The sequence below is a fragment of the Loktanella salsilacus genome (genome assembly GCF_900114485.1).
GTDB classification, from domain to species: Bacteria; Pseudomonadota; Alphaproteobacteria; order Rhodobacterales; family Rhodobacteraceae; genus Loktanella; species Loktanella salsilacus.
Genome location: NZ_FOTF01000034.1, coordinates 1 through 23,644, shown reverse-complemented (window position 1 = coordinate 23,644; position 23,644 = coordinate 1). Strand labels below are relative to the sequence as shown.

Genomic DNA, 23,644 nt, shown 5'->3' with positions numbered 1-23,644 from the left:
TGGCGAGTTCATATGCCCTTTTCCCAACCATTGGTTGAAAAGCCAATTTAGATCGCTCGAGGATGGTATGATGATAAGGCACGACGGCAATTGGCAGTTTTCTGGTGATGAATCAGAAGGAGTCGCAGTAGAATTAAGATACGCTCACCCGATCAACCGCATTTTAGATAGAAAGAGTCGGAACACCGTAGGCTGGCTCTACGAATGGAACACGGGCCAAATCGCGCCCATGTGGAAAGACAAGCCTTGCGAAGACGTGATCTACGACTGAATTTTGGTCACTAAAACTGCATCGCTGTCTTGGCGCTGTGCAGTTGTGACGGTGTTTCGGCATCTGGGCTGGCCTTCTCTCCAGCCAAATGCAGTTAACTAATCGCTTTACGAACATCTCCAGATAGATCTATAGAAAAGTCACAAACCTATAAGTGTGTGCGTCAAAGGGACCTATATGCTGCTCTTCCTCAGATCAACAACACTCACTGCCGCTGTTTCCGCGGCCGCGATCTTTAGTGCGCCGCGTGAAGCGAACGCGGCGTTTAACGTGGACTGCGCGATGCTGTTGTGTCTGGCTGGCGGCTGGCCCAAGTCTGCCGAATGCACGCTGGCATACGCCACGTTCATCCGGCGCGTCACGCCTTGGCCGATTGAACCGCCGCTTCAAATCTGGCGCTGTCGAATGGGGGTCTCTTATGAAGGTGAACCTACAAGCCCCATGCAGCGTCTCTACGAAGCCACCCTTTCTCACACCCAGCTTCCTTTGCAGTCCATCCCGAACGGCAGTCAGGAGGCCGCGCTTGCGCCCATCCCCGCCGTATTCCGCGATCCGGAATATCGGCCAGATGCAGCGTCGATCTTGCAACTGGCCGCAGGGCAGGGGGCCGACGTAGATATATCCGACCCAATCTATGACTTCGTGCGCTCGATCAAAGTCTGGGATGTACGCAGTTGGCGACATACAGATTCCCGCGAAGATGGATGTCGTGAATGGGGATCAATCTCGCTCGGCACTTATGGGGCACAGGGAGATTTTTCTTGGCGCCGCGCAGCATCAGCCGAAACACCCTCTTGGGTTATTCCGAGTAAGAGTTGCCCAACCAGAGGTGCCGTCCGCGGCGTTGGTGTTGAGTGGACCGACTACGCCGGCAATCATGGCTACGAATGGGTCAGCTACTAAGCCTTGAGCGCGGGATTCCGCCAGACAAAACAACTTCGGCAAGCATCCACACTGAGTATGCCCGTCGCTAATCCGCCAACAAACTCACGATCAAGGAGCAAAACGAAAGCCTAAAAATAGAAACCCCCGCGAGGCGGAAACCTGCGGGGGGGATTTTAGAGCCGAGGGATTGGCGTCCCTAGATCGACCAAACTGTAACAGGTCCTTTTCTATCCCCTCCCGACATGACGAGCAACAAGAAACGTACCTGTGCGAACAGGACAAATTTGCTCGATCACCGCTTCGCTTCACCGAGCGAGGACAAGATCAGTGACCACATCAACCATCCCCAAAAGCGGGGATTTCCTACGCCTATTTGCAAAGACCCGCATGACCGGAGCCGCGCTGCGCATCGCAACTGCCTTGGTAGGTAGCATCAGCTATGACGGTAAGCACCGGGGCGCACCGCTTGGTTACGCCGCCTTCACGATGCCAGAGTTGGCAGAATTGACCGGGCTTTCCGCCCGCAGCGTCCGTTACGCCCTAAGCGAGCTTGCGAAAATATTTGGGCTGACCATCGAGCACTTTGGCAGCTACGACCGGCATCTTTTCACATTTTCCAAGGTCTATGAAGCGGACGAAAACGCTGTCGCTGACGAGGATCTGGCACCGGCTGAAACCGCAGAAATTCCCCATGAAAAACGGACCTCCGGCAATCCATTGCCGCCCCCACTTTATACAGAAACAAAAAGTAATAATGATACGACCTCAATCATTCAGATTTTGGAAGGGGCAGGGTCAGTCTATCAAACGCCGTTCGCCGCGATCATCGAAGATGCCAAGAGAGGCACCGAGGCTGCAGGTATGGACACGCAATTTCTATGGAAAGGGTTTCACATGCTCAACGCCCGCAATGACCGAATCATAGCGCCTTTGTCGTGGCTTGTTGCCTTTGTCCGCAAGGCCAAGCCCATGTTCCAGCATAGCCCCAAAGCACCGGCGCTCGCCGTGTCCGCCGCGGTCTGCACCGATCCGGTTCGGCTTATGGCGCGACCTGCACCCTTCGCGAACCGGGCTTTCCACGAAAGCGATTTGCGCCGTGCCATAGGCGCCGATGCCTACGAACAGCACGTGGCTGCGATCCAATCCACATACGACGCCCCGCGCTTTGCGGCCCAGCTTGCAGTTCACGGTCAGGCGGTGAGGCAAGGGACCATCGACCGATGAAACCCATTTTGCATCTCGCATTACTGGCCGTGGTCAGCCCCGAAGTCGCTTTCGCTGAATGGTGTGATCCACCGGTCGCGCCAGCGCCGACAACGGCCGATCTGGCGCACGACTTCCGCGAGGAGTTCAAAGACGAGTTCGACCAGTATTTTCGGGATGCGTCCCTCTACACCGCCTGCCTCGATGCCGAGCGCGTCAGAGTGTTTCAGGAAATGCAGATCACCACCCACCGATACGAATGGTTCCTGAATGACAGCGCCAAATGGAGCCCGTCAGAGTAACCGACCCACAGCAGATCGAAATGTTTCCGACCGTTTTACGGTTGCGGCGAACGGATCCCGATGGGATCGTCCGCTACTTTTACCTTGTGGTGGTTCAGCCCGATCTATTCGGGGGTGCTGTGCTTGTCGCCGAGTCTGGTCAGGTAGGTTCCCGAGGATCGACCGCAATCCGTTTTTTTCTGACGATGGGCTAGCTGTTGATGCTCCATCAGAGGTAGCAAAACGTAAATCGAAACAGGGTTACGTCGTAGGCAAATAACCGTAATGTTGTGGAGTATAGCTGATGTTTCTTAGTGCTTCCGCCGTCCGCGCAGTATGGTATGCTGGCTGACGACATCATACCCAAGATCATTTACGATACGGGCGCGCAGCTCGGATATTTCGCGGCCAGGTATTTCAATCAGTTCTCCCGTGTCGATATCGATGAGATGATCATGGTCCCTGTTTGGGGTCATCTCGTAGCGTGCGGGTGCATCGTCAAAGGTCAGCTTCCGGATCAGTCCCGCTGTCTCTAGCAACAACATTGTGCGGTAGATCGTAGCGATGGAGACCGAGTCATCGAGCTGTCGTGCCTTGTCGTAGACATCGTCGACAGTCGGGTGATCCGTTGACGCTGCGAGAATTGTTAGAACAGACGTGCGTTGTTGCGTCGCGCGCAACCCTGCCTCGCGCAGTATCTGCGCAGGATCGGTGGACAATTGTTCTGAATTTGGCTCGGTCATCATACAAAAACTCTATCGCTGACAATTGCCGGTGGCAACAACTTGCAAGTCATTCTCAATAGTGTTGACTTTTGCGACTGCTTCTCATTTACATGAAGCTTGCCACTAACCAGGAGTCATCTATGCCCCGATTTGCCCTCCGATCCGCTGCTTGTGCCGTAATGATTGCATCAACATTCCTGTTGCCCATCCAGGCCAGCGCCCAAGACGCTGATAAGAAGTTCAAAGTCGTAACAACATTTACTATATTGCAGGATATGGCGCAGAACGTAGCGGGGGATGCGGCAGAGGTTGTTTCGATCACCAAGCCGGGCGCCGAGATTCATGGCTATCAGCCGACGCCACAGGACATTGTACGGGCAAGTGAAGGAGATCTAATCCTTTACAATGGTATGAATCTCGAACTCTGGTTTGAGCAATTCATTAATAATCTTGGCGATATGCCGTCGGCGGTCCTGACCAATGGGATTGAGCCTATGTCGATCGCTGAAGGCGAGTATGGGGGCAAGCCAAACCCACACGGCTGGATGGGCCTCGATAATGCGATTATCTATGTCGACAATATTCGCGATGCGCTGTCTAAATACGATCCCGACCATGCAGACGTCTACGCGGCAAATGCAGAAAATTATAAACAGCAGATCCGCGACACCGTTGGGCCCCTACGAGAGCGTATTTTAGCATTGCCCGAGGAGGACCGGTGGCTGGTGTCCTGTGAGGGTGCGTTCAGCTACCTTGCCAAAGATTTTGGGCTCAAAGAACTGTATCTCTGGCCGATCAATGCGGATCAGACCGGTACGCCGCAACAGGTACGCAAGGTTATTGACGGCGTGCGAGACAACAACATCCAAGCAGTGTTTTGCGAGTCGACGGTAAACCAGGCCCCAGCGGAGCAGGTGGCCCGTGAAACAGGCGCAACTTATGGCGGCATGCTTTATGTCGATAGCTTGACCGAGGCTGACGGCCCCGTGCCAACCTATCTCGATCTGCTGCGTATTGATGCGCAGACTATTGCGGATGCGTTATCATCCCAGACAGACTGACCAGCCGCGCCGTGCTGGACCCCATTGGCCGCTGCGGAGCGTTATCCGTCGCGGTCAACCTTCGTTCCGACGCTGACTCAACCGATCCAAAGGATATCGAAATGCGAGATCAATCCCAAAAGATGGTAGACGACACTGCGGCCGACGGTCCCGCTGGCGGCATCATGGTGCGTGATGTGACAGTGACCTATCGCAACGGGCACACGGCTCTACATGATGCCAGTTTTGAGATCCCGCGCGGTACGATCACGGCGCTGGTCGGCATAAACGGCGCCGGAAAATCAACGCTGTTTAAAGCGATCATGGGTTTTGTTCCCGCTGCACGCGGTGAGATCAGACTACTGGGAAAAACGGTCAAGGAAGCGCTGGCTGCCAACCTGGTTGCTTACGTCCCCCAATCCGAGGAAGTCGACTGGGCTTTTCCCGTGCTGGTCGAAGATGTCGTGATGATGGGCCGCTACGGGCACATGGGGTTTCTGCGACGCGCATCGAAACTAGATCACTCAGCGGTAGATGCTGCGCTCGGCCGTGTTGGCATGTCGGATTTTCGTAAACGCCAGATCGGTGAATTGTCAGGTGGTCAGCGCAAGCGCGTGTTCCTAGCCCGATCGCTGGCACAAGACGGTCAGTTGATCCTGCTAGACGAGCCCTTCACCGGCGTCGACGTCAAGACGGAGGAACAGATCATTGCTCTGTTGCGTGAGTTGAAAGAGGAGGGGCGGGTGATGCTAGTGTCGACTCATAACCTCGGCTCGGTGCCGGAGTTTTGCGACCGTGCCGTTTTGGTCAAAGGCACCGTACTGGACTACGGCCCGACCGAAACGACATTTACCCGCGACAAACTGGAACGCGCGTTCGGCGGGGTGCTGCGGCACTTCACGCTGGGCGGCCGAGACCTTCATGATGACAACGACAGTCGCGAGGTAACGATTATCAGCGACGATGAACGCCCTTTTGTTCAATACGGCGAGAAGCGCTCGACCTTGCCCGCGGCCGACCGCGTCCTGCGCGACACGGGCAACGAGCAAGCACTGGACAGGCCATCGGATGAGGAAGGGAAACAGGGATGATTGAGACCCTGATCGAGCCATTCTCCTACGGCTATATGTTTAACGCCATGTGGGTCTCTTCGTTGGTTGGCGGTGTATGCGCGTTCCTCTCATGCTATTTGATGCTGAAAGGTTGGTCGTTGATCGGTGATGCCTTATCCCATTCGGTCGTGCCTGGCGTGGCGGCGGCCTATATCTTCGGTTTTCCGTTCGCGCTTGGCGCTTTCGTCGCTGGTGGCCTTGCGGCAGCTTCGATGCTGTTCCTGTCCGAGCGCTCAGGCCTCAAGATTGACGTGATCATCGGCATCATCTTTACCTCTTTTTTTGGATTGGGCCTGTTCATGGTGTCGCTGTCGCCGATGTCGGTCAGCATCCAGACGATCATCATGGGCAACATCCTGGCGATCACGCCCGGAGACACGCTGCAACTTGCGATCATTGGCTTCACGGCGCTTGTCGTGCTCCTGGCCAAATGGAAGGATCTGATGGTGGTGTTCTTTGACGAGAACCACGCCCGGACGATCGGTTTGCGACCTGAGCTGCTGAAAGCAGTTTACTTCGCCTTGCTGGCCGCAGCGATCGTCGCGGCAATGATTACCGTGGGAGCCTTTCTGGTCATCGCACTGGTCGTCACACCCGGCGCTACGGCGTATCTGCTGTGCGACCGTTTTCCACGCCTGATCGTCGTCTCGGTTCTGATCGGTACGATCACCAGCTTTCTGGGCGCCTACGCGAGCTACTTTCTCGACGGAGCCACCGGCGGGGTGATTGTCACGCTGCAAACTATCATCTTCCTGATTGCTTTCGTTTTTGCGCCCAAACACGGGATGCTGGCCGCGCGGCGCAAGGCCGCACAAGCACTGGAGCGTGGGCCGTCAGCCAGCTCATCCTTGACACAATAGGAGGTCCGCGCGTGATCGACACCTTGCTGCAACCGTTCCAATTCCTGTTCATGCAAAACGCGTTCTGGATCTGTCTGTTCGTTGCGCCCCCCACGGCGCTATTGTCATGCTTTCTAGTGTTGAAGGGCTGGGCGCTGATGGGTGATGCTGTCAGCCACGCCACACTGCCCGGCATCGTGCTCGCGTGGATCCTCGGCTTGCCGTTGATTGTTGGAGCCTTTGTCGCGGGCATGACCTGTGCGTTGGCGACCGGCTTTCTGTCGCATAACAGCCGGGTCAAGCAGGACACAGTTATGGGCGTCGTGTTCTCTGGCATGTTTGCAGTGGGCATCATCATGTACACATCCATTACGACAAATGAGCACCTCGACCACATTCTGTTTGGAAACATGCTGGGCGTTGGCTCGAGCGATCTGTGGACATCTGGCATCATTGCGTTTTGCGTCACGACGCTGCTGGTTCTGAAGTGGAAAGATCTGCTGCTGCATGCGTTCGACCCGGCGCAAGCGCAGGCATCCGGTCTGCGGACAAACGTGTTGCACTACGGCTTACTGACGATCCTGTCGCTGACCATTGTTTCGACCCTGTCGTCCGTCGGCCTCATTCTCGCTGTGGGTCTGTTGGTTACACCGGGGGCCATAGCATTCCTGACAGTGCGCAGTTTTGATAAAATGCTAATTGTCTCGGTCACTGTTTGTGTCTTCGCAATGTTGACCGGCACCTACGTCAGCTTCTTCATCGACAGTGCTCCGGCCGCGACGATTGTCCTGATCCTCACCGCCATCTTTATCGTCGCGTTTCTGCGTAGACTGGCTACAACACGTAAAACTTCGCGGATGGCTATTTTGCCTTTAGCACGATGAGTGTTTAGTAGCGAAAGTCCAACGAAAGGTCAGGGCTTTCCTATTCCGGCTATCGGGATGCCAAAAAATCTTAGAGGTAGGCGGGGGTGCAAGTTACCCCAATACGCTTAACATAAGCGTCAGCGCTGCTGACTGCTGCAACCAAGTTAAAATGTCCCTCGGTGTGCAAAGTAGAAACGTCTCAGGTGCGTTATTGCAGCATGGCTGGGCAGGGCGGAGACGTCATCTATCGCAGCCCTGAACAGCCATGCTGTTTCGGTCATTCGGCAGGATGTGGCGCGGCAGTTTCAGTTTTTGTCTTTGCCCGGCGGGCGAGTTTCGAGTTTCAGCCTTCGGTATTGCGTCGGCCATTCGGGACGTAGACCGTCGCCTGCTTGCTCGCACGACGCAGTTTGAGCGGCGCCTTGTCCTGTTCGGCCTTGATATGCTCCAGCACTGCGCTGAGATGCTTGTTCTCGGTGATCGCCGCGTGCGTGACGCACTGGGGTTCTGTCGCAAACTTTTTGCAGGGCTGGTAATCCTCCCAATTTTAACGGGACGAAATCGGAGAACTTACGCAACAATTTGCGGCACTCGCATCATAACTGTGTTCAGACATCGGCGACCCTAGAGCTAAACGGACGTTTGCGACACGACCGTCTGGAAAGTTCGGACGGAGAGCGACAGACCCGCAGTGCTTGTCATCTTTTAGCGATGCGATGGCCGCCGTCGCACGTGGGGCAACTGCGCAATTGCGGCTGCAAGAAGCGTGTATCCGATGGCCAAGGCGATCTGAGTTTGCACGGCAGGCGCGATGTCGCGTGGTGTTGCACCCATTTGATCGACTGCAACAAACGCAGAGATCGCCGTCGAGGATGGTACCAGCAGAGACAGTAGCCTTAGGTGCTCTGGGATCGACTCGATCGGCCAGGAGATACCCGATAAAAAGAACAGCGGCATTCCCATGACGACCAGAAAGAATACCACTCCCTCGCGCCAAGGAATTGCAACGGCGAGAGCAAACCCCATCGCGGTGCACGCGCAGAGGAATGGCAGCGCAATCAGAAGAAGGGTCGCGAAATCACCGGTCCGAGGGATGCCGTAAAGGAAAGGCAGCAGTATCTGGGTGAAGGCGACCCATCCAAGATAAAGGCTGATATAAGCAATAGGTGTCGCCCACATCCGCAATCCGGTCGGCAATTTAAGACCGGCGTGGAGTAAACCGATCCCCATCAGAAGAGTCTGCTGAAGGATCAAAACGAAGGCCGCTGGAATGACATAGCTGGCATAGCCGCCCTGTGGATTGAAAACTGAGATATTCGTCACGGTCACCGGTTGTAGCAGCGTGCGGGCCAAGCCGTCATCTATGCCGGTCGCGGTCAGCCGGGCATAGTTGACCTGCGCGCCCATGGAACGGGCAACGGTCGTGACGGCGCTCATCAGATTGGAATAGATCAGAAGATAGCTTCCATCGCCGTAGGCCGCGACTGGGGCAGGGCGGCCAGCAAGCAGATCACCTTCAAAACCGGAGGGTATGATGACGATACCGTAAACATCCCGGCGGAAAAACGCGTCGCGGGCATCGGCCATATTGGTGGCCGTCGCAACGATGTCGACTTTGTCACTCGCGTCGATCTGACGTAGAAAGCTGCGGCTCGCCGTCGATTGATCTTGATCAATGATGGTGACAGGAACGTCGCGCACGACTTCGCCAACGTAGGGCTGCGGATACAGGACGCTGTAGATCAGAATACCTACAATCATCGTCGACTTGGCGCTGGCATCGCCCAAGACGCCGCGCAAGGCATCCAGAACCGCCCGGATAAATTGGGTGATGGCCTTCATACTGTCGCCTCCGGCGATGCCAGTTCGAGGTCGGCAGTTTTGAGAGCCGGGGCTTTGGCTGCTTTGCGGATCATCACGTAAAGCAGCGACGCGAAGACTGCGAACTGTGCGAAGAGCCAGAGCATGCTCGGCAAGGAATACTCAAGAGGTGCACCGCGCAATGTCTGATCGGTGCGCAGCTCCAGATAGGGTGTCAACGGAATGACAGCACCCCAGGCCTGAGGAAAGCCAGACATGCCGAAACGCGGAAAACTGACGCCGGCAAAGCCGAAGGCCGGTGCCACGATCAGACCCATCATACCGAGCGCTCCGGTCGCGTCCCGTGCGATCATAGCGATCAGGGCGCCAAGTGCTTGGCAGGCCAGAACGAAGATTAGGCCATTCAAAAAGAAGATGAAGACGTTGCCGCGAAAGCTTGCGCCAAAGTAGCTGAACAAAAGGATGTCGCCCAAAAGAAGTCCCGACATTCCCAGAATGGTGTAGGGCATAAGTTTTCCGAGAATTGCACGCTCGGGGGTGCGTGACAGGCGGAACAGGCGCGCCATGCCGTTGGGCGAATGTCGCTCTCTTGAAAAAGACAAAACCGCCGCCGCACAGATAAAGATTTGCATAATGGTTGGCATGATCGATGACAGTAGGAACTGGATGTAGTCGAGCGAGGGGTTGAATAGCGGGCTTTGCTGCACCGGAATCGGTGTCACAAGATCCAGCGCTCGGTCAATGCCGATGCCGCGCGCCTCCAGCGTCCGGACTGAAACCCCCGCCGAGAATGTCAGGACCGATGTTCCGATGCTACGCGCAGCAATTCCGCCTGCCGTCAAAAACTGACTATTGGAAAAGATAATGATCTCGGGGCTTTGCCCCAATTGCAGGTCCTGTTCCATCTGCGACGGTATCAGAAGGATCGCATAGACCCGCCGCGCAACGAGAGCTTGCCGTGCCTCGCTCAGCGTTGGGATTCTCTCAGTCACATCCACGTCGGACGCGCCGTCGACCATGCGCACGATCTGTCGCGACGAGGATGATCCATCAAGGTCGACTACCGCAACAGGCAGATCACGCGGCAACCCCGGAGCGAACACCACTGCCAGTGCCAAAAAGATGATCAACGGCATCGGTGCCAGCATGAATGCCAACGCTGGGCGTGCTGCAATCTGGCGCAATTCCCGACCAAGAATACGTCGAAAACCGCGAAGATGGCGTTGATTTGACATAGCTCTACTCGGTGCTGCGTGCGGTTGCGGGCCAATCGACAAGTGCACTCATCCCGGGGCGAAGGCCTTTGACTTGCGCAAGCGGCTCTGCCCGCACGGAAAACGTCCGCAGATCAAAATCGCCAGTCGCCTTCGTGGCGCGCCAGTTGGCATAGCTACCTTCGACGTTGATTGCTGTGATGGTCGCAGGGATCACATCGCCGTCTGCGCCAAGCGCTGGCACTTGGACTTCCAATGACTGTCCAATATTTAGCCCTTCAAGAAGGTCTTCGCGCAGATTGAAGGTGAACCAAGCGTGGTCGACATCCACGATTGAGATCAAGGGTGCCCCCGCGCTGAAAAGCTTTCCAACTTCCGCCGTGCGCGTCGTCACTTCGCCATCAATCGGGGAAACAACGGTCATCTCATCGATATTTGCTTGAACCTGTTTTAGGTTCGCTTCGGCCTGCGTAACTTGCGCCGCGGCAACGGCTTTTTGCTCTTCACTGGTGCCGTTTCTCGCCTGATCAAGATTGGCCCGCGCCGCAGCCTGACCCTGTATCGCGGCGTTCAAGCTGTTGTTCGACTGATCCAAGTTGGCCTGAGAGACCACGGAATCCGCGCGAAGCTGCGTAACGCGGTCGTAGTTACTTTGCGCCAGATCGACATCGGCGTCGGCTTTCGCGAGCTGCGCTTCCGACGCTGCAATCGTTTCCGGCCGCGTGGCATTTGCAACATCGCGGTTTGCTTCAGCCACCGCCACACCGGCTTTTGCAGTAGCAAGTTGCGCCTGGAGTTGAGCACTTTCAAGCTGGACTACCATTTGGCCCGCAGTGACCCGGTCGCCAAACCCTACAGGAGTCTCTGACACGCGCGCCGTAACTACTGCGGACAAATCGATCCGGGTGGCTTCGACCTCGCCTTGAACAAGGTAAGTTGCAGGCTTCCCCAAAGTCCAAGCCAGATATCCGGCAACCGCGGCGACCGCGATCAACCCAAAAACGGCGATTTTGTTTGTCTTCATGTTGCCCACCTTCAGTCGCACGTTTAACATTTAGGAAAACTAAGATTTTCTAAAATGAGTGCAAGCTCCAAGTCAAGTTTAGTTTTATGACCATCCACCGAACGTTCGCTGCAAACGGCCTGATAAGGGATTGATTTTGGAAAATTCAGAGTTTTATATTCTACTCCCCAAGGACCCGAATGATGACTGATCTGGATACCAAAACGCAAAAACGGTCCCGCGGACGGCCAGCGCTTAGGACTGAACATGAAACGCGTGCTGCATTGATCAAGGCTGCGCGAGCCGAATTTTTGGCCGAAGGGTATACGGGAACCAGTATCGAAGCCGTCGCGCAGCGTGCCAGCATGTCAACGCGCACAATCTACAAGACGATTTTTAACAAAGCCGAACTATTTCGACTGGTGATGGGGGATGCGATTGACGCGGGAATTACCCAGCTGAATGTGTCGGCTAACCCGGACCAGCCTGAGAATGCGATCCTTATTTTAGCGCGAGCCTATACGAATTTGGTGCTGAGTGCGGAAGGCGTGCTGACAGCACGGGCAGTGATGGCGGAGCACACACAGTTTCCCGAACTGCGTGATAGCTACCTGTCGTCGATTAACAAAGTCGCAACGGCTTTTGACAATCGATTTGTAGAATTTTGCGATGACATGTCTGATGTGTATCCGAATATGGATCGCGAGGCAGCTTTCCTTCTGCGCAGCATGATCAACGGGGCGCAGCGTTCGGCGATCCTTGACCCAGATTACAACACGACGCCTGCAAGTCTCAGCGCATGGTCTGACAAATGCACGGAAATGGTCCTTCGTGCTTATGCGATCGGGAAGTGAAAATTACTGCACTGACAGCGGGCCATTTGCAGTACTTGCCAATCCAGAGTCGCCATCAGCCCCGAATTTGACTGTGAGCTAATCCTTAAATCTAACTCTTAGGCGAGGGGTGTCGTGTCATTCGCTGCGCGCGAAGATACCGATTTTCGGCCAGATTGAGGGATTTGTGGCGAAAAGCAATTAGTTGGTCGAAGTAGGATCAGACGCTGCACATAATTGATTTGATCGCAGTATTTTGGTTATCAACAAACTTTCCGCTCAGGCTTGTCATCTGTTGTCTCACTTCAACAAAGAGGTTCTTTTAATAACTCCGGTCCTAAGCTGATTGGGCGAAGTGCTGCCACCGTTTAGCATAGGCCGCCCACGCCGTGCCGTGCTCTTCGGTTGCCTTGATCTGGTGTGCGAGAATGACGCGCTCCGACGCGTGCGCCGCCAAAAGCGCTGCCCCCAAACTCGTGCCGGTGCTGGAGGCTGTGGCCTGCACGGGCCGGCCTGTGGCTGCGGAGAGCATGCGCAGGAACGACTGATTTTTGGTAAAGGCCCCCTCGATTATGGTGGGACCAGCAGCGCCGATCAGGTCAAGGCAGGTGGACGTCATCATCGCTAGATAATAGCCCACCGCCGCCGCCCGTTGCGGTGACCCGACGGGTGGTTCAGTCCCGCGCCAGTGCGGGGCTGCATTCGGAAACGGGCCTGATCCTTGGACAATGGCTGGCATGAGCATGGCACCAGCGCGCAGGACTTCTATTTGTTCTGCAGCGGTTGGCGTGGGGATTGGATCCGGCATCAACATGTCGAACGATCGCCCGCCCATGAACCGGGCAGATCGCACGGGATCACCGTTCGCATCGACGTTGATCAAGGTATCGCGCGTTGGGTCTAGCTCAACGTTTTCGCAGCCAATGGCCATCGCGATGACCCATGTCCCGGTCGAGACGATAGAAAATGGCCCATCGTGGTCGATCAGATGGGGATACAAGGACGCGTTGGAATCGTGGATGCCGCAGGTAACAGGCGTATGGGTGGGCAACCCGGTCAACGCCGCGACCTTTGGGCTAAGCGTGCCAAGGCGGTCCGTTGATTTTTGCGGCGGCGCGATTTTATCGCGGACGTTGAGATCATCAACGAGGCTGGAAAACTGGCCCGAGTCAGGGCACCACAAATCCGTATGACACCCAAGCGATGTCACATCGGTCGCGAACGCTCCGGTGAGGCGAAACCCCCAGTACTGCGGATAGGTCAGGATCGTTTTCGTCCGGGCGTGCAGGCTGGGGTCCTGCTGAAACTGCCAGTAGAGTTGAAGGCCAAGGTTCAACCCTCCACTAAGCGGCGGTGAGCCAGTCTGAGAAAAATTGGGCCGAATGACGTCATATTGGGCGCGCAGCAGCGAGGGTGCATCAAATTCGTAGTCGAGCACTGGAGTCGCCAGATTGCCCCGCGCATCGAGCAGTGCAGCGCTGGCACCATGTGTTGTTACAGATATTGCATCGATGCCGTGGGATTTGTGAAACTTTGCCAAAGCGGTGATCAGAAAATCCCAATGCCCTTCGATATCGAAATGGGGATAGGGCGGGCCCTTAAGCACGACATTGGGCCGGGTTACGACAGCCGCTTCATTTTGCGATTTTAAGTCAACAAGGGCGAGCTTGGCGTTCGTTTTGCCAATATCGATGACGGCGACATGAGTCATGGCAGGTGAAAGACATTATCGAGCGGCATTGTAACGGGCGAGTTGTCGGGATTGGTTACCATAAGATCCGCCATAAAGGCCCACCAGTCTTGCATCGCCTGCGTTCGCGGCAAAGCCTCCATCGTATGATTGCCGCGCCGCCAAAGGACTGCGAATAGCTGGTCCGTCGCGGGATTCAGGTGGATAGAGTAATCACAGACTCCGGCATCACGCAGCAAGGTTGCAAGGGCCGGCCAGATTTCATCGTGGCGGCGTTTGTATTCGACTTGATTGCCTGACAGCAACTGCATCGTGAAGGCGTATTTTTCCATCACCGCCCCCGCACCATGACAAAGAGGCGCGGCAGTGCAATAACACCAATCAGCAGCGCGCCAATAAAGATCGACATGACGATCCCGGGTACGTTCAGCAGGCCAAGTCCAAAGGTTACAAGGCCCATCACAAAGGCAGCGATCACAACGCCGGGTATCGTGCCCGATCCGCCAAGGATATTGATGCCGCCTAACACGACCATCGTCACCACTTCTAATTCTAACCCAACGCCGATACTGGGCCGGGTCGATCCCAGACGCGAGGTGAGGCAAACGGCTGCAAGGCCGGACATCAGGCCGGTCAGCACAAATAGGATAAACTTTACCCGTGGTACACGGATGCCGCTGAACAAGGCTGCGGTTGGATTGTTGCCGATGGCATAGACCGCGCGGCCGAAATTCGTGCGGTGCAGCAGGACTCCGAAAACGACGGCCAGCAGCGCAAAAATCAGCATCTCGACAGTAAAGACCCACCAGATATAGCCCTGACCGAACCACGCAAAGCTTTCGGGGTAGCCGCGATAGGCACCATCACCCAGCACGATAAAGCTGATGCCGCGAAACAGGCTCATGGTACCGATGGTCACAACGATGGACGGCAAAGCAAGCTTGGTCACCAGCGCCCCATTGAACGCCCCGCATAGCACGCCTGTGCCTAGCCCAATTAGCACAAGTCCCGGAGTGTCGACGCCAAATTGCGCCGCATAGCCCATCGCTGTGGAAGCGAGCGCGATAATGGCCGCGACGGATAGGTCGATCTCTCCGGCGATGATTAGCAGGGCCATGGCAAAGGCAATCATCGCCTTTTCCGTGAAGTTAAAGGTCGCGTCAGAGAGATTCCAAGCGTTCAAAAAATACGGCGAAGCGATTGCGTTTGCGATGAAGATTGCGATGGCTACAACAATCAGTAACGCTTCCCAGCTGCGGAAAATTCGTTGGGCGCGTGTGGTCAGGCGATCCGGCAAGCTGCGACCGGTCTGTGTTGCGTCGCTCATGTCTTTGGCCCCGCTGTGCGTAGGATCAGGCGGCCTTTGGGCCGGTTGCTGCGTGAATTTAGGATAACTGCGACGATAATGGCCGCGCCCGAGATCGCCATTTGCCAGAATGGAGAGATGTCGACCACCGGCAGTGCATTCTTGATCACGCCAAGGAAAAGAGCGCCCAGCACGGCACCAAACACGCTGCCGATGCCGCCAGCGATAGAGATGCCACCGATGACGCAGGCGGCGATGACGTCCAGCTCGAACCCGCCGGCGATATCGACATATGCGACGGCATAGCGCGACACCCACAGATAGCCTGTCAGACCGGCCAAGGCACCGGCGATGGTGAAGGCCATGAACTGGGTGCGGCCCACATTGATGCCGGTATAGACGGCCGCATGTGGATTGCCGCCGACTGCAAAGAATGACCGTCCAAGTGGCGTGCGGGCGATCATCAGTGCAAAGCCTGCGACGCACAAGATGGCGCACCAGGACAGTACCGGTAGCCCAAGAAAGACGGCGCGGGGCAGGGCCTTAAAGGGGGCGGACATTTCATGGCTGTTCACCCACGCCCCATCGGAGATCAGAAAGATGATGCCGCGATAGATGGTCAGGGTGCCAAGGGTCACGACGATCGGCGGAATGCCGACCTTCCAGACCAGAATACCGTTGAACGCCCCCAGCAAACTGCCCAGCAGGACGACAGCGGTGATGATCATGATGACAGGCAGCCCCGGAAACGCGACGTTTAGCAAGGCGGCGACCATCCCGCACAGAGCCAGATTGGCCGCGACGGACAGATCGATACAGCGGGTGACGATCACGATCATCTGGCCCAGTGTCAGGATGATCAGCAGTGCGCTGTCGTTGAACACGCGCCCCAGATTGGCCGGGGCGATAAAGCCGGAAAACCGTGTGGCAATCAGCAGGCAAAGAGCAACCAGGGCGGCTAGCAGGGCGGCCTCTCGGGTCAGGGCGAAACGGCGCAGCATCACGCGGCCATCCCGATGCCGGCGGCATGTCGCACAAGGTTATCGGGCGTCAGCTCTTCTCCTGCCAGTTCAGCGACCATGCGCCCTTCTCTCATGACGATGACGCGGTCGGACATGCCCATTACCTCTGGTATTTCGGAACTGACCATGATGACCGACAGGCCCGTGGCGGCCAGCTCTGCCATGAAACTGTGGACAGCGGCCTTGGAGCCGATGTCGATGCCCTTGGTTGGTTCGTCCAGAATGATGACGCGGGGCTGGGTTGCCAGCCATTTGGCGATGACGACCTTTTGCTGGTTGCCGCCGGACAATTTGCCGACGTCCTGATCCAGCGACGCGGCGCGCAGGTCCAGCCGCTGGGTATATTCGCGGGCCAAGTCGAATTCCTCTGCCAAGCGGATAAAGCCGTGGCGGGACGTCTTGCCGAGAGAGGGCAGGGTGACGTTCTGAAAAATCGGCATATCTGTAATTGCCCCCTGTTTGCCGCGGTCTTCAGGCACATAGACGATGCCGGCATTGACGGCGTCGGCGGGCGACCGGATCACCGTAATCTTGTCGCCGATGCGGCAAACACCCTTGGAGGGTGTGGTGATCCCGATCAGCGATTGCATGAACTCTGACCGGCCAGCGCCGACCAAGCCATAAAAACCAAGGATTTCACCCTTGTGCAGCTTAAAGTTGATGTCGTCGAATTCTGTGGGATGGGCATAGCCCGTGACCTGCAAGACCACCTCTCCCGGGGCGTGAACGCGCTGGGGAAAAATTTGGTCTACGCTGCGTCCGACCATCATCTGCACCAGATCGTCCTGATCTACATCCGCCATTAGGCCGTCGCCGACGAACTGGCCGTCACGGAACACGGTATAGCGGTCAGCGATGCGAAAGATCTCGTCGAACTTGTGGCTGATGAATAGGATTGCCTTGCCTTGCGATTTCAAATGCTCGACCAGTTTGTAAAGCTCTTCGATCTCTTTTTGCGACAGGGCGGCGGTCGGCTCATCCATGATTACGACGCGGGCGTCGATCGACAGGGCGCGGGCGATGGCCACCAAGTGCTTGGACGCGATGCCAAGATCGCGCAGCTTTGCATCTGGGTCCAGCGGCGCACCGATGCTGTCCAGCAGCGCGCGGGCGTCCTGTGTCATACGGGCGGTGTCGATCAGGCCAAAGCGGCCGCGGGGCGCGTGCCCGATAAAGATGTTTTCGGCCACGGACAACTCGTCGAACAGCACGGTTTCCTGATGGATTGCCGTGATCCCGTGGCGGGATGCGTCATGGGCGGTTGCAAAATGCACAGGCTTGCCATCCACAAGGATTTGCCCACCGTCAGGCCGATATATCCCCGTCAAGGTTTTCACGACCGTGGATTTTCCTGCGCCGTTTTCCCCGATCAATGCGGTAACTTGGCCAGGATAAAGCGACAGCTTCACCTGATCCAGCGCGGTGACACCAGGGAACGTCTTAACAATGCCATCGAGGGCAACAACGGGAATATCGGACATAATGGGGGCTTTCGGGCAAAGGTGTGGGTCCCGGCGACAAGCACCGGGACCCCCCGCGATTAGAAAATCGACTTGAACTCTTCGATATTGGACGCGTCATAAACGAAGGGGTCGGCCATTGCGCCGGCGTTCGTGTCGTCCAGCGTCAGCGTGCCCATGCGGCCCATCGGGATTTGTGCGCCGGGTTCAGCGACAGCGCCGTTCTGGCTCAGCTCGTAGGCAAGCATGGTCGCGGAATAGCCCAGATCAATGGGGTTCCAGATTGCAAAGGATTGGGATGCGCCTGATTCAATGGCACCAGCCATTTCAGACGGCAGACCCAAACCAGTCACGTTAACCTGGCCGACTTTGCCCGCGTCCACGACAGCCTGCGCGGCGGCCACGATGCCGACTGATGTCGGCGCGATGATCGCCTTTAGGTCGGGATAGGTTTGCATCAGGCCGGTCGCCTCGCGGTAGGATTTGTCCGCCAGGTCGTCGCCATAGACAGTGCCGACAACGTTGATGCCGGGATAGTCGGGCAGCACCTTGGTCATTTCCTCGATCCAGATATTCTGGTTGGTGGATGTGGTCGTGGCCGAAAGAACAGCCACGTCACCACCATCTGGCAAGTGGTCTGCCGCCAGCTTGACGATCATATTGCCGATCAGCGGGTTCGACGATGGGTTCAGGTGTAGTTGGCGCCCTTCAGGTGCAACGCCAGAATCCCAGCTGATGACAGTGATCCCGCGGTCCATGGCTTTTTTCAGCGCAGGCACGAGGGCGTCCGTGTCATTGGAGGAGATCGCGATCGCATCAACTTGCTGGGCGATCAGGCTGTTGATGACTTCGATCTGGCCTTCTGCGGTGGTATCGGTGGGGCCGGTGTAGATGATCTCTACGTTGCCCAGCTCTGCTGCGGCTTCTTCTGCGCCCTTTGCAGCCGCTTCAAAGAAGCCGATGCCAAGCGCCTTAACCACTAGTGCGATGCGGACGTTGTCCTGCGCCATGGCCGGGCTTGCGATCATGGCTGCAGCCATCGCGGCCCCGCCGATCAGTTTAGTGAAAACACCCATGTTGTATCCTCCCAGATAAGTATGGTGGGGCAGTGCCCCGGGGTTCAGGTGGCCGTGGCCTGCGCGCTTGCAGCCCCCGGTGTCGTGACGATCAACGTGACGTCCGCTGCCTCCAGCATTGCGGCGTCACGGTCGGTAATGCGGTCGTCGGTGATGACCGTGTCGATGCGGTTGAGCGGGCACAGCAGCAGGCTGGACCGGTTTGCAAACTTGGAACTGTCGACAAGTACGATCAGCTCATCCGCCTGGCCGATCAATTTCTGCTCGGCCTGGATCAGCAGGGGGTCCGCCTCCATCAGACCCAGCGGACCCAGACCCTGCGCCCCCATGAACATGCGGCGCGCATAAAAATTGCGCGTCACGTCGTTGTCGAAGGGCGACAGGATGATGTTCTGCTCGCGGTAGATGGCGCCGCCTGACAACATGATCGTATTGCGCGAGTGCTTGAGCAGGTGTTCCGCGATGGGAAAGCTGTTGGTGAAGACCTGCATCCGCTTGGACGCCAGCGGATGCACCATCTGGAACGTCGTCGTCCCGCCGTTGATGATAATCGGCTCGCCGTCATCGCATAGATCGACAGCGGCGCGGGCAATGGCCTGCTTTGCTGCGATGTTAATCGTCTCGTTCAGCGCAAAGGGGCGTCCGGCTAGACCGGTAAAGGTTTGCGGGGTCATCGCCTCTGCTCCGCCGCGGACCCGGCGCAGTTTCTTTTGCATATGCAGGGTGGCGATATCACGGCGCACTGTTGCCTCTGATGCGCCGGTCAGGCTGCACAGATCGACGACAGTCATCACAGGCCGGTCCTGAATGGACGACAGGATGATGCGATGGCGTTCTTTTTCGTGCACTCAGTTTCTCCCCGAATTGACAATCAAACTGCGGATCAAATCCTCTTTCGTCAATCATTAATTTTCATAAGCAATCATTCTGCAGTGCAGCATGACTGAACTTGATTAGTTATGATTGACATAATGACGCGCCTGCCGCAGTTTCGCAGGCAATTGATAGCGGGCCTTGCCCAAGGGGGGATACCAGAATGACCGACGCAAATGCGCAACCGCGCCTTGAAAACAAATGGGATGACAACACGGCTGCGGGTATGACCCAGCCGGAACTTCTGCTGTATCGGTCGAACCTTTTGGGCTCCGACAAGCGAATCACCAACTACGGCGGTGGTAACACGTCATGTAAAGTGATGCAGGGCGACCCGCTGACGGGCGATCAGGTCGAGGTGCTCTGGGTCAAAGGCTCTGGCGGCGACGTCGGTTCGATCAAGATGGACGGTTTTGCCACGCTGTACATGGACAAGCTGCGTGCACTCAAGGGTCTGTATCGTGGGCTGGAGCATGAGGACGAGATGGTCGGCTATCTGCCGCACGCAACGTTCAATCTTAATACCCGCGCGGCATCCATCGACACGCCCCTGCACGCCTATGTGCCGCGCAAGCATGTGGATCACATGCACCCCGACGCAATCATTGCGATTGCCGCCAGCGTCAATTCCAAAGAACTGACGCAGGAAATCTTTGGCGATGACATTGGTTGGCTGCCTTGGAAAAAGCCCGGGTTCGAGCTTGGTTTGTGGCTGGGCGACTTTTGCGAAAAGAACCCTGATGCCAAGGGTGTCGTGCTGGAAAGCCACGGTCTGTTCACTTGGGACGACGATGCCAAGGCTTGCTATGCCCTGACGCTAGAGATCATTCAAAAGGCGATGGACTGGTTCGGCGCGCAGACCTCGGGTAAACCCGCCTTTGGCGGTGAAAAGCATACAGCTCTGCCAGCCGCCGACCGCCGCAGCGTCGCCGCACGCCTGATGCCGGCCATCCGGGGCATGGTGTCGGGCCAGCAGCATATGGTTGGCCATTTCGACGATAGCGATGCGGTGCTAAAATTTGTCAATGCAAACGACATGGAGCCGCTTGCCGCGCTTGGCACGTCATGCCCGGACCACTTCCTGCGCACAAAGATCCGGCCTCTGGTCGTCGATTTTGACCCCGCCAGGCCTGACGTCGATGCGACCCTTGCCGGCCTGCCCGAGGCTGTTGCTGCGTATCGCGAGGATTACAAAGCCTACTACGATCGCTGCAAACATGCCGACAGCCCGGCCTTGCGTGATCCCAACGCCGTCGTCTATCTGGTGCCCGGCGTCGGCATGATCACCTTTGCCAAGGACAAGGCAACGGCGCGTATTTCAGCGGAGTTCTACATCAACGCGATCAACGTCATGCGCGGTGCCAGCGCTGTCAGCACCTATCAGGGTCTGCCGGAGCAGGAAGCATTCGATATCGAATACTGGCTTCTAGAAGAGGCGAAGTTGCAGCGGATGCCGCAGCCAAAGGCGCTGGCTGGGCGCATCGCGCTTGTGACGGGCGGTGCTGGCGGCATCGGTTCTGCCATTGCCGAACGCTACCTGCGTGAAGGGGCCTGCGTCATGCTGGCCGATATCGACGAAGCGGCCTTGGCCGAAACCGTCTCAGGTTTGTCAGCTAAATTTGGCCCCGACGTTGTGCGCAGCACGCTGATGAACGTCACGGACGAAGCCGCCGTCACGCAAGCCTACGCAGATATGGCCGTTGCGTTTGGAGGGGTCGATATCCTGGTCTCGAACGCCGGTATCGCATCCTCTGCCCCGGTCGAGGACACCTCGCTTGAGATGTGGAACCGCAACATGGCGATCCTGTCGACCGGCTATTTCCTTGTCAGCCGCGAAGCGTTCAAGGTGATGCGCACGCAGGATATCGGTGGTGCCGTCGTTTTCGTCGCATCCAAGAACGGTCTTGCGGCCTCTCCCAATGCGTCGGCTTATTGCACGGCCAAGGCGTCGGAAATCCATCTGGCCCGCTGCCTGGCTTTGGAAGGTGCAGAGGCCGGCATCCGTGTGAACGTGGTCAACCCCGACGCCGTGCTGCGCGGGTCAAAAATTTGGTCCGGCGACTGGCTTGATCAGCGCGCTAGCACCTATGGCAAAGACAAAGATGGCCTAGAGGAGATGTATCGCCAGCGGTCGATGCTAAAGCGCAATGTGCTGCCAGAGGATATTGCCGAAGCGGCGTATTTCCTCGCCTCTGACCTGTCCTCGAAATCAACGGGAAATATCATCAACGTCGACGCGGGCAACGTTCAGGCGTTCACGCGCTAAGCGAGGAGGGGGAGGAGACCACCATGATCAATCAAGATATCATTGATGCATCCAACGATGACTTCAAAACTGACCTGCACACGGACTATGAAAGTCTCGGCGCTCGCCTTGACCGGCGCGGCATCAGCATCGACGCGATCAAGCAAAAGGTTGCGGGTTACGGGATTGCGGTGCCCAGCTGGGGCGTCGGCACCGGAGGCACCCGCTTTGCCCGCTTTCCCGGCGCAGGAGAGCCGCGTGGCATCTTTGACAAGCTGGACGATTGCGGCGTGATCCACCGCCTGACGGGTGCAACGCCGTCGGTGTCCCTGCATGTGCCTTGGGACAAGGCCGATCCTGCCGACCTGCTGAGCAAGGCCGATGAGGTCGGGCTAAGCTTCGATGCGATGAACTCCAACACCTTTCAGGATCAGGCCGAGCAGGCCCATAGCTACAAGTTCGGGTCCCTGTCGCACACTGATGCCGCAACCCGTGCGCAGGCGGTGGAGCATAACCTTGAATGCATCGCCCTTGGGGACAAGATTGGGTCCAAGGCGTTGACGATTTGGGTTGGCGACGGGTCGAACTTTCCGGGCCAGGTGAATTTTACTCGCCAGTTCGAGCGATATTTGGATGCAGCGGCGCAGGTCTATGCTGGATTACCCGCCGACTGGCGGCTCTTTACTGAACACAAGATGTACGAGCCCGCGTTCTATTCGACCGTCGTGCAGGACTGGGGCACAAACCTAATGATCGCGCAGCACCTTGGCGATCAGGCGTTCTGTCTGGTGGATCTTGGCCATCACGCGCCCAACGTGAATATCGAGATGATCGTCGCGCGGCTTGTTCATGCGCAAAAGCTTGGCGGCTTTCATTTCAATGATAGCAAATACGGTGACGATGATCTGGATACGGGCAGCATTGATCCGTACAGGTTGTTTCTGGTGTTCAACGAATTGGTCGCCGCCGAGGGTGTCGCCGGCTTTGATCCGATGCATATGCTGGATCAAAGCCACAACGTCACCGACCCCATCGAAAGCATGATGTCATCCGCGATGGAAGTGCAGCGTGCTTATGTACAGGCTTTGCTGGTTAACCGCGCAGAATTGGAGGGCGCGCAGGATTCAAATGACGCTCTGACTGCGCAGGCGGCGTTAAAAACCGCGTTCCGCACCGATGTTGAACCGATCCTTGCAATGGCCCGTCTTGAAAAAGGCTGTGCAATAAATCCAATCGCAGCCTACCGCGCCGCAGGCTACCGCGCCAAGGTTGCCGCCGTGCGCCCAGCCATCGCAGCAGGCAGTAGCGGGATTGTTTAGCAATAATCTACATGAGCGTTGGCCCACTTCGAACATATCTCAAACAGGCACTGCGAAGTTGTTCAGCTTGCATGATCAGGCTATTTCAACATCATGAAAATTTTTACCAGTGTGCTGCGCCTGTATGGGCTTCCGGTTCCCTCGGCAAATCATCGCGTCCGCTGTTTGGGCTTACCATCGCTTCGCAATGAGCACGGCCGACGTCGAAGACCTGCTGGCCGAGCGCGGTCTGATTTTCAGCCGGGACGCGATCCGGTTGTGGGTCAATCGCTTTGGTCCACATTTCGCAAATTGCGTCCGGCGCGATCGTCCTCGCCCCAATGACAAATGGCATCTGGATGAGGTCGTTATCTCCATTCGAGGGAAGAAAGATTGGCTGTGGCGTGCAATCGACGCGGAAGGGGACGTCCTCGACATTCTCGTGCAAACGCGATGAAACGCTAAAGCAGCCAAGCGGTTTCTCCAAAGGCTGATCAATCAGTTCGGCGAGCCGAGGGTCGTGATCACCGACAAGCTGCGCACCTATGTCAAGCCGATCAAAACATTGGCGCCGGACGCTG

Annotated in this window: 21 protein-coding genes and 1 pseudogene; 11 read left to right on the top strand and 11 right to left on the bottom strand. The window is 56.8% G+C overall.

Features of this window, described 5'->3' with window-relative positions:
* Positions 1-448: 448 nt before the first annotated feature.
* From BM131_RS18220 to BM131_RS18210, 3 genes are all read left to right on the top strand, one after another.
* A complete protein-coding gene (locus BM131_RS18220; RefSeq protein ID WP_090191751.1) occupies positions 449-1,174 on the top strand; it encodes a hypothetical protein in 726 nt (241 codons plus the stop codon).
* A gap of 369 nt (positions 1,175-1,543) precedes the next feature.
* Positions 1,544-2,380 carry a hypothetical protein gene (locus BM131_RS18215; RefSeq protein WP_139222702.1) on the top strand — a complete coding sequence of 279 codons (837 nt, stop codon included), beginning with the start codon at positions 1,544-1,546 and terminating at the stop codon, positions 2,378-2,380.
* Positions 2,377-2,661 (top strand): hypothetical protein, encoded by a 285-nt coding sequence (locus BM131_RS18210; RefSeq protein ID WP_090191748.1) that lies wholly within the window; start codon positions 2,377-2,379, stop codon positions 2,659-2,661. Before BM131_RS18215 ends, BM131_RS18210 begins: the two co-directional genes overlap by 4 nt.
* 290 nt (positions 2,662-2,951) lie before the next feature.
* Here the strand turns inward: BM131_RS18210 and BM131_RS18200 are convergent, their stop codons facing one another.
* On the bottom strand, positions 2,952-3,386 hold the full coding sequence (locus BM131_RS18200) for a Fur family transcriptional regulator (RefSeq protein ID WP_245754317.1): 435 nt from the start codon (positions 3,384-3,386) through the stop codon (positions 2,952-2,954).
* A 158-nt stretch (positions 3,387-3,544) separates the two neighbouring features.
* Here BM131_RS18200 and BM131_RS18195 point away from each other — a divergent pair, with 158 nt between their 5' ends.
* From BM131_RS18195 to BM131_RS18180, 4 genes are all read left to right on the top strand, one after another.
* Positions 3,545-4,426 carry a metal ABC transporter substrate-binding protein gene (locus BM131_RS18195; RefSeq protein WP_139222706.1) on the top strand — a complete coding sequence of 294 codons (882 nt, stop codon included), beginning with the start codon at positions 3,545-3,547 and terminating at the stop codon, positions 4,424-4,426.
* Positions 4,427-4,527: 101 nt separating this feature from the next.
* Positions 4,528-5,496 (top strand): manganese/iron ABC transporter ATP-binding protein, encoded by a 969-nt coding sequence (locus BM131_RS18190; RefSeq protein WP_425434319.1) that lies wholly within the window; start codon positions 4,528-4,530, stop codon positions 5,494-5,496.
* Positions 5,493-6,377: a metal ABC transporter permease gene (locus BM131_RS18185; protein WP_090191745.1), complete on the top strand. Its 885-nt coding sequence runs from the start codon at positions 5,493-5,495 to the stop codon at positions 6,375-6,377. Before BM131_RS18190 ends, BM131_RS18185 begins: the two co-directional genes overlap by 4 nt.
* An 11-nt stretch (positions 6,378-6,388) precedes the next feature.
* Complete coding sequence (locus BM131_RS18180; protein ID WP_090191744.1) at positions 6,389-7,240, top strand: metal ABC transporter permease; 852 nt, start codon at positions 6,389-6,391, stop codon at positions 7,238-7,240.
* Positions 7,241-7,927: 687 nt separating this feature from the next.
* Here BM131_RS18180 and BM131_RS18175 read toward each other — a convergent pair.
* The 3 genes from BM131_RS18175 to BM131_RS18165 all read right to left on the bottom strand — a co-directional run bounded on the left by BM131_RS18175 (position 7,928) and on the right by BM131_RS18165 (position 11,281).
* Complete coding sequence (locus BM131_RS18175) at positions 7,928-9,010, bottom strand: ABC transporter permease (protein WP_217646892.1); 1,083 nt, start codon at positions 9,008-9,010, stop codon at positions 7,928-7,930.
* A 50-nt stretch (positions 9,011-9,060) separates the two neighbouring features.
* Positions 9,061-10,191, bottom strand: coding sequence for an ABC transporter permease (locus tag BM131_RS18170; RefSeq protein WP_175499464.1), 1,131 nt, complete (start codon positions 10,189-10,191; stop codon positions 9,061-9,063).
* 91 nt (positions 10,192-10,282) lie between these two features.
* Entirely contained in the window at positions 10,283-11,281 is a 999-nt protein-coding gene (locus BM131_RS18165) for an HlyD family secretion protein (protein ID WP_090191740.1), read from the bottom strand.
* 179 nt (positions 11,282-11,460) lie between these two features.
* Between BM131_RS18165 and BM131_RS18160 the strand changes: the two genes are divergently transcribed.
* A complete protein-coding gene (locus BM131_RS18160) occupies positions 11,461-12,114 on the top strand; it encodes a TetR/AcrR family transcriptional regulator (RefSeq protein ID WP_090191738.1) in 654 nt (217 codons plus the stop codon).
* 316 nt (positions 12,115-12,430) lie between these two features.
* Here the strand turns inward: BM131_RS18160 and BM131_RS18155 are convergent, their stop codons facing one another.
* The 7 genes from BM131_RS18155 to BM131_RS18125 are packed head-to-tail and all read right to left on the bottom strand — an operon-like array spanning position 12,431 to position 19,495.
* A complete protein-coding gene (locus BM131_RS18155) occupies positions 12,431-13,804 on the bottom strand; it encodes an FGGY-family carbohydrate kinase (protein WP_090191737.1) in 1,374 nt (457 codons plus the stop codon).
* On the bottom strand, positions 13,801-14,115 hold the full coding sequence (gene rhaM / locus BM131_RS18150) for an L-rhamnose mutarotase (RefSeq protein WP_175499461.1): 315 nt from the start codon (positions 14,113-14,115) through the stop codon (positions 13,801-13,803). The genes BM131_RS18155 and rhaM overlap by 4 nt, the downstream gene beginning before the upstream one ends.
* Positions 14,115-15,110 carry an ABC transporter permease gene (locus BM131_RS18145; RefSeq protein ID WP_090191733.1) on the bottom strand — a complete coding sequence of 332 codons (996 nt, stop codon included), beginning with the start codon at positions 15,108-15,110 and terminating at the stop codon, positions 14,115-14,117. Before BM131_RS18145 ends, rhaM begins: the two co-directional genes overlap by 1 nt.
* Positions 15,107-16,090: an ABC transporter permease gene (locus BM131_RS18140; RefSeq protein ID WP_090191731.1), complete on the bottom strand. Its 984-nt coding sequence runs from the start codon at positions 16,088-16,090 to the stop codon at positions 15,107-15,109. Before BM131_RS18140 ends, BM131_RS18145 begins: the two co-directional genes overlap by 4 nt.
* On the bottom strand, positions 16,090-17,592 hold the full coding sequence (locus BM131_RS18135) for a sugar ABC transporter ATP-binding protein (protein ID WP_090191729.1): 1,503 nt from the start codon (positions 17,590-17,592) through the stop codon (positions 16,090-16,092). The genes BM131_RS18140 and BM131_RS18135 overlap by 1 nt, the downstream gene beginning before the upstream one ends.
* Before the next feature lie 59 nt (positions 17,593-17,651).
* Positions 17,652-18,647 (bottom strand): rhamnose ABC transporter substrate-binding protein, encoded by a 996-nt coding sequence (gene rhaS, locus BM131_RS18130; RefSeq protein ID WP_090191728.1) that lies wholly within the window; start codon positions 18,645-18,647, stop codon positions 17,652-17,654.
* 44 nt (positions 18,648-18,691) lie between these two features.
* Positions 18,692-19,495: a DeoR/GlpR family DNA-binding transcription regulator gene (locus BM131_RS18125; RefSeq protein ID WP_090191726.1), complete on the bottom strand. Its 804-nt coding sequence runs from the start codon at positions 19,493-19,495 to the stop codon at positions 18,692-18,694.
* 188 nt (positions 19,496-19,683) lie between these two features.
* On the opposite strand from BM131_RS18125, the gene BM131_RS18120 reads away from it, so the two are divergent.
* From BM131_RS18120 to BM131_RS18110, 3 genes and pseudogenes are all read left to right on the top strand, one after another.
* Positions 19,684-21,786, top strand: a complete 2,103-nt coding sequence (locus BM131_RS18120) for a bifunctional rhamnulose-1-phosphate aldolase/short-chain dehydrogenase (protein ID WP_090191725.1) — start codon at positions 19,684-19,686, stop codon at positions 21,784-21,786.
* Between the two features lie 23 nt (positions 21,787-21,809).
* Positions 21,810-23,084 carry an L-rhamnose catabolism isomerase gene (rhaI, locus tag BM131_RS18115; RefSeq protein WP_090191716.1) on the top strand — a complete coding sequence of 425 codons (1,275 nt, stop codon included), beginning with the start codon at positions 21,810-21,812 and terminating at the stop codon, positions 23,082-23,084.
* Positions 23,085-23,208: 124 nt separating this feature from the next.
* Positions 23,209-23,644 (top strand): annotated as a pseudogene (locus BM131_RS18110) (IS6 family transposase); the annotation flags it as partial.

Bases quoted from the DNA above. Each gene is read 5' to 3' on its own strand.
- rhaS (WP_090191728.1), bottom strand. From the start codon at position 18,647: ATGGGTGTTTTCACTAAACTGATCGGCGGGGCCGCGATGGCTGCAGCC.
- BM131_RS18165 (WP_090191740.1), bottom strand. From the start codon at position 11,281: ATGAAGACAAACAAAATCGCCGTTTTTGGGTTGATCGCGGTCGCCGCG.
- BM131_RS18160 (WP_090191738.1), top strand. From the start codon at position 11,461: ATGATGACTGATCTGGATACCAAAACGCAAAAACGGTCCCGCGGACGG.
- BM131_RS18195 (WP_139222706.1), top strand. From the start codon at position 3,545: ATGATTGCATCAACATTCCTGTTGCCCATCCAGGCCAGCGCCCAAGAC.
- BM131_RS18200 (WP_245754317.1), bottom strand. From the start codon at position 3,386: ATGATGACCGAGCCAAATTCAGAACAATTGTCCACCGATCCTGCGCAG.
- BM131_RS18145 (WP_090191733.1), bottom strand. From the start codon at position 15,110: ATGAGCGACGCAACACAGACCGGTCGCAGCTTGCCGGATCGCCTGACC.
- rhaI (WP_090191716.1), top strand. From the start codon at position 21,810: ATGATCAATCAAGATATCATTGATGCATCCAACGATGACTTCAAAACT.
- BM131_RS18215 (WP_139222702.1), top strand. From the start codon at position 1,544: ATGACCGGAGCCGCGCTGCGCATCGCAACTGCCTTGGTAGGTAGCATC.
- BM131_RS18140 (WP_090191731.1), bottom strand. From the start codon at position 16,090: ATGCTGCGCCGTTTCGCCCTGACCCGAGAGGCCGCCCTGCTAGCCGCC.
- BM131_RS18220 (WP_090191751.1), top strand. From the start codon at position 449: ATGCTGCTCTTCCTCAGATCAACAACACTCACTGCCGCTGTTTCCGCG.
- BM131_RS18135 (WP_090191729.1), bottom strand. From the start codon at position 17,592: ATGTCCGATATTCCCGTTGTTGCCCTCGATGGCATTGTTAAGACGTTC.
- BM131_RS18190 (WP_425434319.1), top strand. From the start codon at position 4,528: ATGCGAGATCAATCCCAAAAGATGGTAGACGACACTGCGGCCGACGGT.
- BM131_RS18170 (WP_175499464.1), bottom strand. From the start codon at position 10,191: ATGCTGGCACCGATGCCGTTGATCATCTTTTTGGCACTGGCAGTGGTG.
- BM131_RS18155 (WP_090191737.1), bottom strand. From the start codon at position 13,804: ATGACTCATGTCGCCGTCATCGATATTGGCAAAACGAACGCCAAGCTC.
- BM131_RS18185 (WP_090191745.1), top strand. From the start codon at position 5,493: ATGATTGAGACCCTGATCGAGCCATTCTCCTACGGCTATATGTTTAAC.
- BM131_RS18210 (WP_090191748.1), top strand. From the start codon at position 2,377: ATGAAACCCATTTTGCATCTCGCATTACTGGCCGTGGTCAGCCCCGAA.
- rhaM (WP_175499461.1), bottom strand. From the start codon at position 14,115: ATGGAAAAATACGCCTTCACGATGCAGTTGCTGTCAGGCAATCAAGTC.
- BM131_RS18120 (WP_090191725.1), top strand. From the start codon at position 19,684: ATGACCGACGCAAATGCGCAACCGCGCCTTGAAAACAAATGGGATGAC.